The sequence below is a fragment of the Salmonella sp. SAL00672 genome, from assembly GCF_046552175.1.
Lineage (GTDB): Bacteria > Pseudomonadota > Gammaproteobacteria > Enterobacterales > Enterobacteriaceae > Salmonella > Salmonella enterica.
The window spans coordinates 29,917-46,973 of sequence record NZ_JBGDUQ010000010.1; the positions used below are offsets into that span (position 1 = coordinate 29,917).

13 protein-coding genes are annotated in these 17,057 nt (G+C 52.3%); 11 read left to right on the forward strand and 2 right to left on the reverse strand.

All coding sequences use genetic code 11. The features are described from left to right. Window positions 1-19: 19 nt before the first annotated feature. The gene (gene focA, locus ACLJTG_RS19285) at window positions 20-877 is read right to left on the reverse strand and encodes a formate transporter FocA (protein WP_000642539.1); all 858 of its coding nucleotides are present in this window, start codon (window positions 875-877) and stop codon (window positions 20-22) included. A gap of 404 nt (window positions 878-1,281) precedes the next feature. Beyond that, a complete protein-coding gene (ycaO, locus tag ACLJTG_RS19290) occupies window positions 1,282-3,042 on the reverse strand; it encodes a 30S ribosomal protein S12 methylthiotransferase accessory factor YcaO (RefSeq protein ID WP_198898291.1) in 1,761 nt (586 codons plus the stop codon). Window positions 3,043-3,178: 136 nt separating this feature from the next. Here ycaO and ACLJTG_RS19295 point away from each other — a divergent pair, with 136 nt between their 5' ends. The 11 genes from ACLJTG_RS19295 (at window position 3,179) to ACLJTG_RS19345 (ending at window position 17,015) form a co-directional block, all read left to right on the forward strand. Next, window positions 3,179-3,871: a DUF421 domain-containing protein gene (locus ACLJTG_RS19295; RefSeq protein ID WP_000642866.1), complete on the forward strand. Its 693-nt coding sequence runs from the start codon at window positions 3,179-3,181 to the stop codon at window positions 3,869-3,871. Between the two features lie 185 nt (window positions 3,872-4,056). After that, the gene (serC, locus tag ACLJTG_RS19300; RefSeq protein WP_198898292.1) at window positions 4,057-5,145 is read left to right on the forward strand and encodes a 3-phosphoserine/phosphohydroxythreonine transaminase; all 1,089 of its coding nucleotides are present in this window, start codon (window positions 4,057-4,059) and stop codon (window positions 5,143-5,145) included. A gap of 70 nt (window positions 5,146-5,215) precedes the next feature. Continuing rightward, complete coding sequence (gene aroA, locus ACLJTG_RS19305; protein WP_000445191.1) at window positions 5,216-6,499, forward strand: 3-phosphoshikimate 1-carboxyvinyltransferase; 1,284 nt, start codon at window positions 5,216-5,218, stop codon at window positions 6,497-6,499. 142 nt (window positions 6,500-6,641) lie between these two features. Further along, window positions 6,642-7,403 carry a M48 family metallopeptidase gene (locus ACLJTG_RS19310; RefSeq protein ID WP_000792301.1) on the forward strand — a complete coding sequence of 254 codons (762 nt, stop codon included), beginning with the start codon at window positions 6,642-6,644 and terminating at the stop codon, window positions 7,401-7,403. Between the two features lie 172 nt (window positions 7,404-7,575). Continuing rightward, window positions 7,576-8,259, forward strand: a complete 684-nt coding sequence (gene cmk / locus ACLJTG_RS19315) for a (d)CMP kinase (RefSeq protein ID WP_000125007.1) — start codon at window positions 7,576-7,578, stop codon at window positions 8,257-8,259. Window positions 8,260-8,372: 113 nt separating this feature from the next. Further along, window positions 8,373-10,046: a 30S ribosomal protein S1 gene (gene rpsA / locus ACLJTG_RS19320; RefSeq protein WP_000140324.1), complete on the forward strand. Its 1,674-nt coding sequence runs from the start codon at window positions 8,373-8,375 to the stop codon at window positions 10,044-10,046. A gap of 155 nt (window positions 10,047-10,201) precedes the next feature. Then, on the forward strand, window positions 10,202-10,486 hold the full coding sequence (gene ihfB, locus ACLJTG_RS19325; protein ID WP_000167332.1) for an integration host factor subunit beta: 285 nt from the start codon (window positions 10,202-10,204) through the stop codon (window positions 10,484-10,486). Window positions 10,487-10,715: 229 nt separating this feature from the next. Continuing rightward, window positions 10,716-12,980 (forward strand): ComEC family protein, encoded by a 2,265-nt coding sequence (locus ACLJTG_RS19330; RefSeq protein ID WP_023193417.1) that lies wholly within the window; start codon window positions 10,716-10,718, stop codon window positions 12,978-12,980. Between the two features lie 36 nt (window positions 12,981-13,016). Beyond that, on the forward strand, window positions 13,017-14,765 hold the full coding sequence (msbA, locus tag ACLJTG_RS19335) for a lipid A ABC transporter ATP-binding protein/permease MsbA (protein WP_000551246.1): 1,749 nt from the start codon (window positions 13,017-13,019) through the stop codon (window positions 14,763-14,765). Continuing rightward, window positions 14,762-15,739, forward strand: a complete 978-nt coding sequence (gene lpxK, locus ACLJTG_RS19340) for a tetraacyldisaccharide 4'-kinase (RefSeq protein ID WP_000561676.1) — start codon at window positions 14,762-14,764, stop codon at window positions 15,737-15,739. The genes msbA and lpxK overlap by 4 nt, the downstream gene beginning before the upstream one ends. Before the next feature lie 43 nt (window positions 15,740-15,782). Further along, window positions 15,783-17,015 (forward strand): winged helix-turn-helix domain-containing protein, encoded by a 1,233-nt coding sequence (locus ACLJTG_RS19345; protein WP_079951481.1) that lies wholly within the window; start codon window positions 15,783-15,785, stop codon window positions 17,013-17,015. Window positions 17,016-17,057: the final 42 nt, after the last annotated feature.

Genomic DNA, 17,057 nt, shown 5'->3' on the forward strand with positions numbered 1-17,057 from the left:
TGTAATGGGCATCAACAGATTAATGATGCTCGTTACCACGCAGGTAAATGACCCAGTATGTCAACCCGACCAACAAACCGCCGCCGATAATATTACCGATCGTGACCGGAATCAGGTTATCAGTGATGAAGCTCATCACGGTCAGGTGAGAAAAACTTTCCGGAGACGAACCGACCGCGGTCCAAAACTCCGGTGTAGCGAAATCGCGTATTACAATACCCATAGGAATCATAAACATGTTTGCGATACTGTGCTCAAAACCGCTGGCGACAAACATGGCGACGGGCAGTACCATGATGAACGCTTTGTCCATCAGGCTACGACCTGAGTAGCTCATCCACACGGCCAGACAAACCATCAGGTTCGCCAGAATACCGAGGCAGACAGCTTCAATAAAAGTGTGGTGCATTTTGTGGTCGGCGGTTTGCAGGACGTTAAGTCCCCATTGACCGTTGGCAGTCATATACTCGCCGGAAAGCCACATCAGTAACACGAAAAGCAGAGCGCCAATCAGGTTACCAAAATAGACGTTTAACCAGTTTTTAGCCAGTTGCCCCCAAGTGATGCGACCGCTAGCTTTAGCTACAACGATCAGAACAGTAGAGGTGAAGAGATCAGCGCCGCAAATAACACAGAGAATCAGTCCCAAAGAGAAACAGATACCCCCGATAAGTTTCGCCATGCCATAAGGCATCGCGCCAGTACCGGTTGTCGCAGTAATATAAAAAACAAAGGCAATTGAAATGAATACGCCGGCGGTAATCGCCAGATAGAAAGTCTTAAGCGGATGTTTCGTTGCTTTATAGACGCCTGCTTCTTCAGCCACTTTGGCCATTGCTGCAGGGAGTAAAAGGTCAAAAGGGTTGTCAGCTTTCACACTAACTCTCTCTTTATTAAGTCGGCGACGAGATACTAACAAAGCATTATAGATGAGAATTTGATATAGATCATATCTCGCCTGGCTTATAGGCCCGTAAGTCGCATGGCTTTTATGCAATTACGGTGTAACTTTTTGATTATCCTAATAAAAATAAATTTTAAAAATTATAAATAGAGTTGAATTTTTTCCTGACTCCTCCTGCTGCACGGTTAATTAATATGGAGTAATCAACAAATAAAGTAACATCACTATGTCAATTAATTTAATATCAACAACCAATATTTAACCTTGTTATTACATTTTTCGCCGTTTAGCGAAAATAAATAAAACGGGGCCGCAAAGGCGCCCCGTAATATAACGCAGCCGAGAGGGTAAACCTACCCTAAGTCACTCATATGGCCTTATTTTGACCAGTATGCCGCTTTCGCACGCTGTAATTTATCATACGCTTTTAACAAGGACTGATGCGCCGGGAACGCTTGTAGATCGTGGTCGACAGCCGGTAGTCCATAAAAAGCCGCTTCACCGCTAAGCGCGGCGCTGGCGGCCTCTACAGCCTCTGCGCCATACATTTTTATAAAAGCATTGAGATATTGCAGTGGCTGACGCGCATCTTCTTGCGACAGGAGCAGCAGAGTTTGCAGGCAACGGTAATAGTTTGCGCGTGCCGGACTAAAGACCGACGAATTGAACTCCATCGTCCATTCTGTCCAGATTAGCGCCTGCTCCAAATCGCCGCCCGCTAACGCTAACATTGCTTTTAATTCGCCGACGCGCAGTGTATACCAACCATTGTCCGCTCCGGTCGCCAGACCCAACAGTTCACGCACGCGGGTGAAATCGTCAAAACCTTCTTCATCCAATTGTTCAATCAGATTGAGATAATCTTCTTTATTCCAGGCGCTACCGGGCAGCGAAAGCAGAGTCTCACGAAGATGGCTACCCATATTGTTGTTGGCCAGCCACAGATCTTCGGCAGGATAAATATCAGACATTCCCGGTACGATAATACGACAGGCGTATACGCCGAGATGCTCGTAATCGGCAATGTAAACCTCTTTATCTTCAGCAGCAAAGATGGCCATCAGCGTGGCGAATTCTTCTTCGGTAGTGCCGGAAAAACTCCAGTCCGTGAACGGATAATCGGCGTCCTGTTTGAACAGATCCCAGGAAATCAGGCCGCTGGAGTCGATGAAGTGGGTCTCCAGATTAGTGTGCTCCGCGACTTCTTCATCATCGAACGTTGGTGGCGTGAAGACATCAAGATCTTTCAGACCGCGTCCCTGGAGTAGCTCGGTCACTGTACGCTCCAGCGCAACGCCAAAGTCAGGATGGGCGCCAAAAGAAGCAAAGCAGGTACCGTTAGCCGGGTTGAACAGCACGACGCAGATAACCGGATACTTACCGCCCAGCGAGCCGTCATAGGCGAAAATCGGGAAACCCTCGGCTTCCAGCGTGGCGATTGACTCCATTACCGCCGGATAACGCGCCATCACCTCTGCGGGAATCTCCGGCAGACTGATACTTTCCGCAATGATGCGATTTTTCACATAACGCTCGAAGACTTCCGACAGTCCCTGAACGCGGGCTTCACTACGCGTATTGCCGGCGGACATTCCGTTAGAGACGTACAGGTTGCCGATGATATTCATCGGAATATACACGGTCTGGTTATCGGACTGACGGGTAAATGGCAGGCCGCAGACGCCGCGAGCTTCATTGCCGGACTGAAGATCAATTAACTGGCTTCCGGTGAGTTCATTTTCCGGATCGTAAAACGCGCGCAGACGGGCATCAAGCAAGCCTTCCGGTACGTCGTCATTTTCAGTCAGCGGAAACCACTTTTCGTTCGGATAATGCACGAATGGCCCGTTGGCGATCGTTTCGCCAAGCCAGAAATCAGCAAAAAAGTAGTTGGTTGACAGACGCTCGAAGTATTCGCCCAGCGCCGAGGCCAGCGCCGCTTTTTTGGTCGCGCCTTTTCCGTTGGTAAAGCATAACGCGCACTCTTTATCGCGAATATGCACTGACCAGACGTTTGGCACCGGGTTCAGCCAGGAGGCCTCTTCGATGTGAAAGCCGAGGTCGAGTAACTTTTGCTGGAAGCGGGCGATGGAGTCTTCCAGCGCGGCGTCTTTGCCGGGAATAAATGTTTGCGTCATGAAAATCACTTTTGTCGTACGGAAAGCGCGCAATGATACGGGTTTTATGTGACGGGCGCTATCTCGCCGGGACATCGGCGGAAATAAAAGTATTGGCTATGCTTTTACACTGGCATTCACAGGAAGAGCATAAAAAATGAAAGCATTTGATTTGCAACGAATGGCGCTGGATAACGTGCCGGTAGCGTTTTTGGGGGAAGTGGCGCTGCGTAGCTTTTACACCTTTGTTCTGGTGTTTCTTTTCTTAAAGGTGACAGGACGACGCGGCGTACGGCAAATGTCGCTTTTTGAAGTGCTGATCATTTTGACATTGGGATCGGCGGCAGGCGACGTCGCGTTTTATGATGACGTTCCGATGCTCCCTGTTCTGGTGGTATTCATCACCCTGGCGCTGCTCTATCGCCTGGTCATGTGGCTGATGGCGCATAGTGAAAAGTTGGAAGATCTGCTGGAAGGCAAGTCGGTGGTCATTGTTGAAGACGGCGAACTGGCGTGGGAAAAACTGCAGCGCTCGAACATGACGGAGTTTGAATTTTTTATGGAGCTTCGCTTGAATGGCGTTGAGCAACTGGGGCAGGTCAGACTGGCCATCCTGGAGACAAACGGACAAATCAGCGTCTATTTCTTTGAAAATAAAGACGTTAAGCCGGGGTTAAGCATTCTTCCTGAGCACTGTACGCCACGCTTTATCGTGGCGCCGGAGGCTGGCGACTATGCCTGCGTACGTTGCAGTGAAGTGATACGCATGAACGCCGGGGAAAAGCAATTATGTCCGCGCTGCGCAAATCCAGAATGGACGAAGGCAAGCCGGGCTAAACGCGTTGTTTAACAGCGAAAATATCGGATTTATACGGTTAATCCGGAAGATTCTGTTGTGTGACGAATGCCGCATTTTCTCCTCGCATTGTTTTACCCATTGCGGCGCGTGTCACTGAATGATAAAACCGATATTCACATGAATAACGTTTGCCTGATGTCTGTCAGGCAGGAAACAATGCAGCGTGGTGAGGGGAAATGGCTCAGGTCTTTAATTTTAGTTCAGGTCCGGCGATGCTACCGGCGGAAGTACTTAAACTGGCGCAACAGGAACTGCGTGACTGGCACGGTCTTGGTACGTCGGTAATGGAAATTAGCCATCGAGGCAAAGAGTTTATCCAGGTCGCTGAAGAGGCGGAGCAGGATTTTCGCGATCTCCTTAATATCCCCTCCAACTATAAAGTTTTATTTTGTCACGGCGGCGGTCGCGGGCAGTTTGCTGGCGTGCCGCTCAATCTGCTGGGCGATAAAACCACGGCGGATTATGTCGATGCTGGTTACTGGGCGGCGAGCGCCATCAAAGAAGCCAAAAAATACTGTGTTCCGCAGATTATCGACGCCAAAATCACCGTGGACGGCAAACGTGCCGTGAAACCGATGCGCGAGTGGCAGCTTTCCGATAACGCCGCTTATTTACACTATTGCCCGAATGAGACCATTGACGGCATCGCCATCGATGAAACGCCGGATTTTGGCCCGGAGGTGGTCGTCACGGCGGACTTTTCTTCTACCATCCTGTCTGCGCCGCTGGACGTCTCTCGCTATGGCGTAATTTATGCTGGCGCGCAGAAGAATATCGGTCCGGCAGGACTGACGCTGGTTATCGTCCGGGAGGATCTGTTAGGCAAGGCGCATGAGAGCTGCCCGTCCATCCTCGACTACACCGTCCTGAGTGATAACGACTCGATGTTTAATACGCCGCCGACTTTCGCCTGGTATCTTTCCGGTCTGGTGTTCAAATGGTTGAAAGCGCAGGGCGGCGTGGCGGCGATGCACAAAATCAATCAGCAAAAAGCGGAGTTGCTGTACGGTGTGATTGATAACAGCGATTTCTACCGTAACGATGTCGCACAGGCCAACCGTTCGCGGATGAATGTTCCGTTCCAGTTAGCGGACAATACGCTGGACAAGGTCTTTCTGGAAGAGTCTTTCGCCGCCGGTCTGCACGCCTTAAAAGGGCACCGTGTTGTTGGCGGTATGCGCGCCTCTATCTATAACGCCATGCCGATTGAAGGGGTAAAAGCGCTGACCGATTTCATGATCGATTTTGAGCGTCGCCACGGCTAATACGTTTCTTTTTTCATCCCCATGGCCAGTCTGTGGGGTTTTTATTTCTGTTTTTTGAGAGTTGAGTTTCATGGAATCCCTGACGTTACAACCCATCGCGCGGGTCGATGGCGCCATTAATTTACCTGGCTCCAAAAGTGTTTCAAACCGTGCTTTGCTCCTGGCGGCTTTAGCTTGTGGTAAAACCGTTCTGACGAATCTGCTGGATAGCGATGACGTCCGCCATATGCTCAATGCCCTGAGCGCGTTGGGGATCAATTACACCCTTTCTGCCGATCGCACCCGCTGTGATATCACGGGTAATGGCGGCGCATTACGTGCGCCAGGCGCTCTGGAACTGTTTCTCGGTAATGCCGGAACCGCGATGCGTCCGTTAGCGGCAGCGCTATGTCTGGGGCAAAATGAGATAGTGTTAACCGGCGAACCGCGTATGAAAGAGCGTCCGATAGGCCATCTGGTCGATTCGCTGCGTCAGGGCGGGGCGAATATTGATTACCTGGAGCAGGAAAACTATCCGCCCCTGCGTCTGCGCGGCGGTTTTACCGGCGGCGACATTGAGGTTGATGGTAGCGTTTCCAGCCAGTTCCTGACCGCTCTGCTGATGACGGCGCCGCTGGCCCCTAAAGACACAATTATTCGCGTTAAAGGCGAACTGGTATCAAAACCTTACATCGATATCACGCTAAATTTAATGAAAACCTTTGGCGTGGAGATAGCGAACCACCACTACCAACAATTTGTCGTGAAGGGAGGTCAACAGTATCACTCTCCAGGTCGCTATCTGGTCGAGGGCGATGCCTCGTCAGCGTCCTATTTTCTCGCCGCCGGGGCGATAAAAGGCGGCACGGTAAAAGTGACCGGAATTGGCCGCAAAAGTATGCAGGGCGATATTCGTTTTGCCGATGTGCTGGAGAAAATGGGCGCGACCATTACCTGGGGCGATGATTTTATTGCCTGCACGCGCGGTGAATTGCACGCCATAGATATGGATATGAACCATATTCCGGATGCGGCGATGACGATTGCCACCACGGCGCTGTTTGCGAAAGGAACCACGACGTTGCGCAATATTTATAACTGGCGAGTGAAAGAAACCGATCGCCTGTTCGCGATGGCGACCGAGCTACGTAAAGTGGGCGCTGAAGTCGAAGAAGGGCACGACTATATTCGTATCACGCCGCCGGCGAAGCTCCAACACGCGGATATTGGCACGTACAACGACCACCGTATGGCGATGTGCTTCTCACTGGTCGCACTGTCCGATACGCCAGTTACGATCCTGGACCCTAAATGTACCGCAAAAACGTTCCCTGATTATTTCGAACAACTGGCGCGAATGAGTACGCCTGCCTAAGTCTTCTGTTGCGCCAGTCGACGGGCTGGCGCGCCGAGTCCGTATTCGCACTATTTTTATAATTATGACTAATGCTAATTTGTTGATGATTTAACACATTGATTTATGTGTTTTTTATAATAGTTATCAACGGAAGATTAGTATGAAAAATAAATCATTACTACTGGCGGTGGCGATTTCCGCCACGCTACTGGCAGGATGTAAAAATGGCGTGAATGGCAATTTAATCGCCAGTTCAGGCATGTCAGCCTACAAAGCCGCCACACTGTCCGATGCGGATGTTAAGGCATTATCTAATAATGCCTGTAAACAAATGGACAGCGAGAATCAACTGGCAGGTTCGAAAAGCAAATACACCAAACGTCTGAGCAAAATCGCCAAAGCGCTGGGTAACAACATTGACGGTACGCCGGTTAGCTATAAAGTCTATATGACCAGCGATATCAACGCATGGGCGATGGCGAACGGTTGCGTTCGCGTATACTCCGGCCTGATGGATCTGATGACCGATAATGAAATTGAAGGCGTACTGGGCCATGAACTGGGCCATGTCTCTTTAGGGCACTCTCGCAAGGCAATGCAGACCGCTTATGCCACGCTGGCGGCTCGCGATGCGATTTCCGCCACCAGCGGCGTCGCAGCGCAGCTTTCCCAGTCTCAATTGGGCGATCTGGCGGAAGGCGTCATCAATTCGGCGTTTTCTCGCAGTCAGGAGTCGGATGCGGATGACTTCTCTTACGATCTGCTGAAAAAACGCGGGATTAACACCCAGGGCTTAGTCACGGCATTCGATAAATTCGCCACAATGGACGCAGGTCATGCAAAATCATTGATGGACTCCCACCCGGCTTCAGCCGATCGCGCGCAGCATATGCGCGACAGAATTGCCGAAGATAAAAAGTAAATCATTGTCATCTTTCGGGCTGGTTTCTCGCCGGCCCGCTATAATTGCGCAATTATTCCGCATCTGATTACAGACAAAACTGGTTTTTGCACGCAACGTTAACGGTCGCGAGCGTTGGCGCGTATAATGCGCGGCGTTTACGTTAACGGTACGCCTGTTTAAGGAGATAAAGATGACGGCAATTGCCCCGGTAATAACCATTGATGGCCCAAGCGGTGCAGGTAAAGGCACCTTGTGCAAAGCAATGGCGGAAGCATTGCAATGGCATCTGCTGGATTCCGGCGCGATATACCGCGTACTGGCGCTGGCGGCATTGCATCACCATGTCGATCTCGCCTCTGAAGATGCGCTGGTGCCGCTGGCGTCCCATCTGGACGTGCGTTTCGTCTCAACGGACGGCAACCTGGAAGTTATCCTGGAAGGCGAGGACGTTAGCGGCGAAATCCGTACGCAGGAAGTCGCGAACGCGGCATCCCAGGTGGCGGCATTCCCACGCGTGCGTGAAGCGCTTCTTCGCCGCCAACGCGCATTCCGCGAAGCGCCTGGTTTAATCGCCGATGGACGCGATATGGGGACCGTGGTCTTCCCGGATGCGCCGGTAAAAATTTTCCTTGACGCCTCCTCGGAGGAACGTGCGCATCGACGTATGCTACAGTTGCAGGAGAATGGCTTTAGTGTTAACTTTGAACGCCTTTTGGCCGAGATCAAGGAACGCGACGATCGCGATCGTAATCGCGCTGTAGCGCCGTTAGTTCCTGCTGCTGATGCATTAGTTTTGGATTCTACCCGATTAAGCATTGAGCAAGTGATTGAAAAAGCGTTACAATATGCGCGCCAAAAATTGGCTCTCGCTTAAATGCGACCGAATTTGTAGTACCCCCGTTGCAAAGGATTGACAGCGGGTATGTTAAACAACCCCATCCGGCACGGAGCCAGGTGGACGTTAAATATGAAACCTGAAGATTAAACATGACTGAATCTTTTGCTCAACTCTTTGAAGAATCCTTAAAAGAAATCGAAACCCGCCCGGGTTCCATCGTTCGTGGTGTTGTTGTTGCTATCGACAAAGACGTAGTACTGGTTGACGCCGGTCTGAAATCTGAGTCTGCCATTCCGGCTGAGCAGTTCAAAAACGCCCAGGGCGAACTGGAAATCCAGGTTGGTGACGAAGTTGACGTTGCTCTGGATGCAGTAGAAGACGGCTTCGGTGAAACTCTGCTCTCTCGTGAGAAAGCTAAACGTCACGAAGCATGGATCACGCTGGAAAAAGCTTACGAAGATGCTGAAACTGTTACCGGTGTTATCAACGGCAAAGTTAAGGGTGGCTTCACTGTTGAGCTGAACGGTATTCGCGCGTTCCTGCCAGGTTCTCTGGTAGACGTTCGTCCGGTGCGTGACACTCTGCACCTGGAAGGCAAAGAGCTTGAATTCAAAGTAATCAAGCTGGACCAGAAACGTAACAACGTTGTGGTTTCTCGTCGTGCCGTTATCGAATCCGAAAACAGCGCAGAACGCGATCAGCTGCTGGAAAACCTGCAGGAAGGCATGGAAGTTAAAGGTATCGTTAAGAACCTCACTGACTACGGTGCATTCGTTGATCTGGGCGGCGTTGACGGCCTGCTGCACATCACTGATATGGCATGGAAACGCGTTAAGCATCCGAGCGAAATCGTGAACGTTGGCGACGAAATCAACGTGAAAGTGCTGAAATTCGACCGCGAGCGTACCCGTGTATCCCTGGGCCTGAAACAGCTGGGCGAAGATCCGTGGGTTGCTATCGCTAAACGTTATCCGGAAGGTACCAAACTGACCGGTCGCGTGACCAACCTGACCGACTACGGCTGCTTCGTTGAAATCGAAGAAGGCGTTGAAGGCCTGGTTCACGTTTCCGAAATGGACTGGACCAACAAAAACATCCACCCGTCCAAAGTGGTTAACGTTGGCGACGTAGTGGAAGTGATGGTTCTGGATATCGACGAAGAACGTCGTCGTATCTCCCTGGGTCTGAAGCAGTGCAAATCTAACCCGTGGCAGCAGTTCGCAGAAACCCACAACAAGGGCGACCGCGTTGAAGGTAAAATCAAGTCTATCACTGACTTCGGTATCTTCATCGGCCTGGACGGCGGCATCGACGGCCTGGTTCACCTGTCTGACATCTCCTGGAACGTTGCAGGCGAAGAAGCAGTTCGTGAATACAAAAAAGGCGACGAAATCGCTGCAGTTGTTCTGCAGGTTGACGCAGAACGTGAACGTATCTCCCTGGGCGTTAAACAGCTCGCAGAAGATCCGTTCAACAACTGGGTTGCTCTGAACAAGAAAGGCGCTATCGTAACCGGTAAAGTCACTGCAGTTGACGCGAAAGGCGCAACCGTAGAACTGGCTGACGGCGTTGAAGGTTACCTGCGTGCTTCTGAAGCATCCCGTGACCGCGTTGAAGATGCGACTCTGGTTCTGAGCGTTGGCGACGACGTTGAAGCTAAATTCACCGGCGTTGATCGTAAAAACCGCGCAATCAGCCTGTCTGTTCGTGCGAAAGACGAAGCTGACGAGAAAGATGCCATCGCAACTGTTAACAAACAGGAAGATGCAAACTTCTCTAACAACGCAATGGCTGAAGCATTCAAAGCAGCTAAAGGCGAGTAATCCTCTGAAACTTCGGGTCTTTTAGTCCGAAGTATAACGAGATTACTTGACAGATTGCAGGTTTCGGCCTGTAATCAAGCACTAAGGGCGGCTACGGCCGCCCTTAATCAATCTCACGGCTGCAGCCAATTTGCCTTTAAGGAACCGGAGGAATTATGACCAAGTCAGAATTGATTGAAAGACTTGCAACCCAGCAATCTCACATTCCCGCTAAGGCGGTTGAAGACGCGGTAAAAGAGATGCTGGAGCATATGGCCTCGACTCTTGCGCAGGGCGAGCGTATTGAAATCCGCGGTTTCGGCAGTTTTTCTTTGCATTACCGCGCGCCTCGTACCGGACGTAACCCCAAGACCGGCGATAAAGTGGAACTGGAAGGAAAATACGTTCCTCACTTTAAACCGGGTAAAGAACTGCGCGATCGCGCCAATATTTACGGTTAAGTTTTAACGCAAAACTTGAACCCGAAAAAAGCACCGTCAGGGTGCTTTTTTCATTTATACGCCGTCAGGCGTAAACGCTATTCGACCGAAAACTGGAAAACGTTTCGCATTTTTTGCTGCGTCTTACATTTATCAGGTAAAAAACCTGGAATCCGCGCCGTATAGCACAAAATCCCCTCCAGACAATGGCGTCCTGAACCTGCACACTTTCCCGCACAGGGAGGTGTCTATGAAGATAACGACGGTCAGCGTATGCGTAGTATGCGGCATACTTCCGCTCATGATATTGCCAGTATTACCTGACACGTGGATTCTCGCGGTGCTGTTTTGTCTGGCATGTTTGCTTTGCCTCATACCCCATCACTATGCGCGCTACGCGGCATTAACTTTGCTCTTTTTCATGTGGGGGATATTTGCCGCCAGGCAGGCCATCTGGGCGGGAAACGTCCTGCCCGCCGCGACGCAGGAGGCGACAGTCGTCATTACTGCCACCGATCATATGACCACTCATTATGGGCGAATCACCCATTTGCGCGGAAAGCCGCTCTTTCCTGCTGTAGGGATTGTCCTGCATGGCCAGTACTTACCCACGGAAGTGTGTGCCGGGCAACAGTGGGCGATGACGCTGAAGGTCAGAGCGGTACACGGACAGCTTAACGAAGGCGGTTTTGATAGCCAACGTTACGCGCTGGCGCAGCACCAACCGTTGACCGGGCGTTTTCTACAGGCTAAAGCGATTAACCCTGAGTGTAGCTTGCGTGGGCGCTATCTTGCTTCGCTTCGCGCTACGCTTGCGCCTTATCCGTGGCAGCAGGTTATTCTGGCGTTGGGAATGGGGGAGCGGGGAGCGGTGTCGCAGGAGGTGAAGGCCGTTATGCGCGATACGGGGACGGCCCATTTGATGGCGATTTCCGGCCTGCATATCGCTTTTGCCGCGTTATTGGCTGCCGGATTAATCCGTGGCGGACAATTCTTTTTGCCGGTCAGATGGATTCGTTGGCAGACGCCATTGCTGGGCGGCATTCTTTGCGCGATATGTTATGCCTGGCTTACCGGCTTACAACCGCCTGCGCTGCGCACGGTGGCGGCGCTGAGCGTCTGGGGAGGATTAAAATTAAGCGGACGACAGTGGAGCGGCTGGCAAGTCTGGTGCTGCTGTCTGGCCGCGATTATTTTCGCCGATCCTGTGGCGGTTATATCACAAAGTCTTTGGCTGTCAGCATTTGCGGTTGCCGGCCTGTTATTCTGGTATCAGTGGTTTCCTGCGCCAAACGGAAATTTTCCACGAGGCTTACGCTGGTTGCTTAACCTGCTTCACCTACAGGCAGGCATTACACTTCTGCTTTTGCCTCTCCAGGTGGCGCTTTTTCATGGCATAAGCGTTACCGCAATGCTGGCGAATCTTTTTGCCGTACCCTGGGTCACATTTGTGACGGTTCCGCTCATCCTGGCGGGAATGATTCTGCATTTAACCGGGCCGTTTTTTCTTGAAGAGTGGGTATGGTACCTGACCGATCGCGCGTTAGCCGCGCTATTTTACCTGTTGAATGCTTTACCGCAGGGCTGGGTGAATATTGATAACCGTTGGCAGTGGCTGACGTTTTTGCCCTGGCTAATGCTTATCGCGTGGCGATTAAACGTCTGGCGTACCTGGCCGGCGGTCTGTTTATGCGGGTTATTGTTGATGAGCTGGCCACTCTGGCGGCCGATAAACGCCAGTGGATGGCAGGTGCATATGCTGGATGTTGGTCAGGGGCTGGCGATAGCGATCGTCAGGGGCGATAAAGTAATACTCTACGATACCGGTCGGGCATGGCCGGAGGGCGACAGCGGGCAACAGGTTATTATTCCCTGGTTGCGCTGGCATAATCTGACGCCGGAGGGCGTTATTTTGAGTCATGAGCATCTGGATCATCGGGGCGGGCTGCGTTCGCTACAGCAGGTCTGGCCGTCAATGTGGATTCGCAGCCCGTTAGGCTGGCAGGGACATTTGCCCTGTTTTCGCGGCGAGCAGTGGCAATGGCAGGGGCTAACGTTTCAGGCGCACTGGCCGTTACGCGAAAGTGCCGATCGAGGAAATAACCGCTCCTGTGTGGTCAAAGTGGATGACGGCGTACATAGCATCCTGCTCACGGGCGATATTGAAGCGGGCGCTGAACAAAAAATGCTAAGTCGTTACTGGCGACATCTTGCGGCGACGTTTATCCAGGTGCCGCATCATGGTAGTAATACGTCGTCGTCGCTACCATTTATTCAGCGCGTACATGGTGAAGCGGCGCTGGCGTCCGCATCGCGCTATAACGCATGGCGGCTGCCGTCCCGCAAGGTAAAACAGCGCTACCGACAGCAGGCGTATCAGTGGTTTGATACACCCCACCAGGGGCAAATTTCGCTGCTGTTTTCTCCGCAGGGCTGGCGCATACAAGGCTTACGGGATCAAATTTTACCTCGCTGGTATCATCAGTGGTTTGGCGTGTCCGAGGATAACGGGTAGAATATGCGGCTATTTCAACAAATGCTGGTTTTTTGAATGCATAACGATAAAGATCTCTCTACGTGGCAGACCTTCCGCCGACTGTGGCCAACCATAGCGCCTTTTAAAGCAGGTCTGATCGTGGCGGGCATAGCGTTAATTCTCAACGCAGCCAGCGATACCTTCATGCTATCGCTCCTCAAGCCATTACTGGATGATGGTTTCGGTAAAACGGATCGCTCAGTGTTGCTGTGGATGCCGCTGGTGGTTATTGGGCTGATGATATTACGAGGCATCACTAGCTATATCTCCAGCTACTGTATTTCATGGGTGTCAGGCAAGGTGGTAATGACCATGCGCCGTCGCCTGTTTGGCCATATGATGGGAATGCCCGTCGCCTTCTTTGATAAACAGTCTACCGGTACGCTGCTGTCGCGTATTACTTACGATTCAGAACAGGTTGCCTCTTCTTCATCTGGCGCACTGATTACCGTGGTGCGTGAAGGGGCATCGATCATCGGATTGTTTATCATGATGTTCTATTACAGCTGGCAGTTGTCGATCATCCTGGTTGTTTTAGCGCCGATTGTGTCGATTGCGATTCGCGTTGTCTCAAAGCGGTTCCGCAGCATCAGTAAAAATATGCAGAACACGATGGGACAAGTGACTACCAGCGCTGAACAAATGCTGAAAGGACACAAAGAGGTACTGATTTTTGGCGGTCAGGAAGTCGAAACTAAACGCTTTGATAAAGTCAGCAATAAGATGCGACTGCAAGGCATGAAAATGGTCTCTGCCTCGTCAATTTCCGATCCTATCATTCAGCTCATTGCCTCGCTGGCGCTGGCGTTTGTCCTCTATGCTGCGAGCTTCCCAAGCGTAATGGATAGCCTGACGGCAGGGACCATCACCGTGGTGTTCTCCTCCATGATCGCGCTGATGCGTCCATTAAAATCGCTGACAAACGTTAACGCGCAGTTCCAGCGTGGGATGGCGGCTTGTCAAACGTTGTTTGCGATTCTGGATAGCGAACAGGAGAAAGATGAAGGTAAACGTGTCATTGACCGCGCGACCGGCGATCTCGAATTCCGCAATGTGACGTTTACTTACCCGGGCCGTGAAGTGCCGGCATTGCGTAACATCAATTTGAAAATTCCTGCCGGGAAAACCGTGGCGCTGGTGGGGCGTTCCGGATCGGGTAAATCAACTATCGCCAGTCTGATCACCCGTTTCTACGATATTGATGAAGGGCACATCCTGATGGATGGTCACGATCTACGCGAATACACTCTGGCCTCTCTACGTAATCAGGTGGCGCTGGTTTCGCAAAACGTGCATCTGTTTAACGACACGGTCGCTAATAACATTGCTTATGCCCGGACGGAAGAATACAGCCGCGAGCAGATTGAAGAGGCGGCGCGCATGGCCTATGCCATGGACTTTATCAATAAGATGGATAATGGCCTGGATACCATCATCGGCGAAAACGGCGTACTGCTTTCCGGCGGTCAGCGCCAGCGTATCGCGATCGCCCGCGCCTTACTGCGCGACAGCCCGATTCTGATCCTTGATGAAGCTACGTCCGCGCTGGATACCGAATCTGAACGTGCGATTCAGGCAGCGTTGGATGAGCTGCAGAAAAACCGTACCTCTCTGGTGATTGCGCACCGTCTCTCCACCATCGAACAGGCGGATGAGATCGTTGTAGTCGAAGACGGTATTATCGTTGAGCGCGGCACTCATAGCGAGCTGCTGGCGCAACACGGCGTTTACGCCCAGCTACATAAGATGCAATTTGGCCAATGATTGCGCGTATCTGGTCGGGTGAATCCCCGCTATGGCGGTTACTGCTGCCGCTCTCCTGGCTGTATGGCCTGGTGAGCGGGGCGATTCGTCTGAGCTATAAGCTTGGTTTTAAACGCGCCTGGCGAGCGCCGGTACCGGTGGTTGTGGTAGGGAATCTTACGGCTGGCGGTAACGGTAAAACCCCCGTAGTCATTTGGCTGGTGGAAAAGCTGCAACAGCGTGGCGTGCGCGTGGGGGTCGTTTCCCGCGGCTACGGCGGGAAAGCTGCCGCTTATCCGCTGCTCCTGACGCCTGAGACGACAACCGCAGAAGCGGGAGATGAACCGGTATTGATTTATCAGCGGACCGGCGCGCCTGTCGCGGTGGCGCCTGAACGCGCCGCGGCGGTGAAAGCGATTCTGGCGGCGCATAATCTGCAGATTATTATCACCGACGATGGGTTGCAGCATTACCGACTCGCGCGAGATATTGAAATTGTGGTGATTGACGGGGTGCGCCGTTTTGGCAACGGCTGGTGGCTTCCTGCCGGCCCTATGCGCGAACGCGCCAGTCGCCTGAAAACCGTGGACGCCGCTATCGTCAATGGCGGCGTCGCCCGGGCAGGCGAAATACCCATGCAGCTAGCGCCTGGACTGGCGGTGAACTTACGTACGGGAGCGCGTTGCGATGTAGCGCAGCTGAGCAATATTGTGGCGATGGCGGGCATCGGTCATCCGCCGCGCTTTTTCGCCACGCTGGAAGCCTGTGGCGCGCATCCGCAAAAGTGTGTCCCGCTGGCGGATCATCAAACGCTCGCCCCTGCTGACGTTCAGGCGTTGGTCGGTGAAGGACAGACCCTGGTAATGACGGAAAAAGACGCGGTGAAATGCCGTGCTTTTGCCGAAGATAACTGGTGGTTCTTACCGGTTGATGCGCGTTTGTCCGGTGAGCAGCCTGATAAGTTGCTTGAACATATCACCTCGCTGGTTCGCTAGCGTCCCCCAATGCAGCGGCAGTGATGAATTTATGGAGTCATGAATGTCATTGCCGTACCTTTCTCTTTCCCAGGCCCGGTGTCTTCACCTTGCTGCGCAGGGGCTATTGAAAAAGCCGCGCCGTAACGCGCTGCCTGGCGATGTTCTTGCCGCCATCTCACGCATGGCGTTGCTGCAAATTGATACCATCAATGTTGTCGCACGTAGCCCCTATCTGGTGCTGTTTAGCCGTCTCGGTTCGTACCCGCAGGCCTGGCTGGATGAGGCGCTGCGACGCGGCGAGTTAATGGAATACTGGGCGCATGAGGCCTGTTTCTTACCACGCCGCGACTTTAAACTTATCCGCCATCGTATGCTGTCGCCGGAAAAGATGGGCTGGAAATATCGCGCGGCATGGATGCATGAGCACGCGGAAGAAATAGAACAGCTAGTGCGGCATATTCAGGAGCACGGTCCGGTGCGTTCTGCCGATTTTGAACATGCGCGGAAAGGCGTCAGCGGCTGGTGGGAATGGAAACCACATAAACGCCACCTTGAGGGTTTATTTACCGCCGGAAAAGTCATGGTTGTTGAGCGGCGTAATTTTCAACGTGTATATGATTTAACGCCCCGTGTGATGCCGCACTGGGATGATGAACGCGATGGACTGTCACAGTCGCAGGCGGAAAACCTGATGCTGGATAATAGCGCGCGCAGTCTGGGGATTTTCCGTGAACAGTGGCTGGCGGATTACTACCGCCTGAAACGTCCTGACCTGAAGGGATGGCGGGAGAGCCGGGCGGAACAGCAGCAGATTATTCCGGTCGAGGTGGAAACGTTGGGGCGGATGTGGCTTCATGCCGATCTTCTTTCGCAACTGGAACCGGCGCTGAATAACGCCTTAAAGGCGACCCATAGCGCAGTGCTGTCGCCTTTCGATCCTGTGATATGGGATCGCAAGCGGGCAGCGCAGCTTTTCGGATTTAACTATCGGCTGGAATGTTATACGCCTGCGGCGAAGCGCCAGTACGGTTATTTTGTGCTGCCGCTATTATACCAGGGCCGTTTAGTCGGGCGAATGGACGCCAAAATGCACCGTAAAACGGGGGTACTTGAGGTTATCTCGCTGTATCTGGAGGACGATATTCGCCCTGGCGTTAGTCTGCAAAAAGGAATCTGGCAGGCCATTAGTGCGTTTGCTGCCTGGCAACGGGCATCGCGCGTGACGCTGGGACAATGTCCGCCAGGCCTGTTTAGCGCCATGCGTCATGGCTGGGAAATAGACCCTGCACCCTAACCGATTATGTTAATATTGAAGGATTCACAATCCGGTCCATCT

Excerpts from the sequence above, each read along its gene's own strand:
- ihfB (WP_000167332.1), top strand. The coding sequence starts at position 10,202 with ATGACCAAGTCAGAATTGATTGAAAGACTTGCAACCCAGCAATCTCAC.
- msbA (WP_000551246.1), top strand. The coding sequence starts at position 13,017 with ATGCATAACGATAAAGATCTCTCTACGTGGCAGACCTTCCGCCGACTG.
- ycaO (WP_198898291.1), bottom strand. The coding sequence starts at position 3,042 with ATGACGCAAACATTTATTCCCGGCAAAGACGCCGCGCTGGAAGACTCC.
- serC (WP_198898292.1), top strand. The coding sequence starts at position 4,057 with ATGGCTCAGGTCTTTAATTTTAGTTCAGGTCCGGCGATGCTACCGGCG.
- aroA (WP_000445191.1), top strand. The coding sequence starts at position 5,216 with ATGGAATCCCTGACGTTACAACCCATCGCGCGGGTCGATGGCGCCATT.
- rpsA (WP_000140324.1), top strand. The coding sequence starts at position 8,373 with ATGACTGAATCTTTTGCTCAACTCTTTGAAGAATCCTTAAAAGAAATC.
- ACLJTG_RS19295 (WP_000642866.1), top strand. The coding sequence starts at position 3,179 with ATGAAAGCATTTGATTTGCAACGAATGGCGCTGGATAACGTGCCGGTA.
- ACLJTG_RS19330 (WP_023193417.1), top strand. The coding sequence starts at position 10,716 with ATGAAGATAACGACGGTCAGCGTATGCGTAGTATGCGGCATACTTCCG.
- lpxK (WP_000561676.1), top strand. The coding sequence starts at position 14,762 with ATGATTGCGCGTATCTGGTCGGGTGAATCCCCGCTATGGCGGTTACTG.
- ACLJTG_RS19310 (WP_000792301.1), top strand. The coding sequence starts at position 6,642 with ATGAAAAATAAATCATTACTACTGGCGGTGGCGATTTCCGCCACGCTA.
- cmk (WP_000125007.1), top strand. The coding sequence starts at position 7,576 with ATGACGGCAATTGCCCCGGTAATAACCATTGATGGCCCAAGCGGTGCA.
- ACLJTG_RS19345 (WP_079951481.1), top strand. The coding sequence starts at position 15,783 with ATGTCATTGCCGTACCTTTCTCTTTCCCAGGCCCGGTGTCTTCACCTT.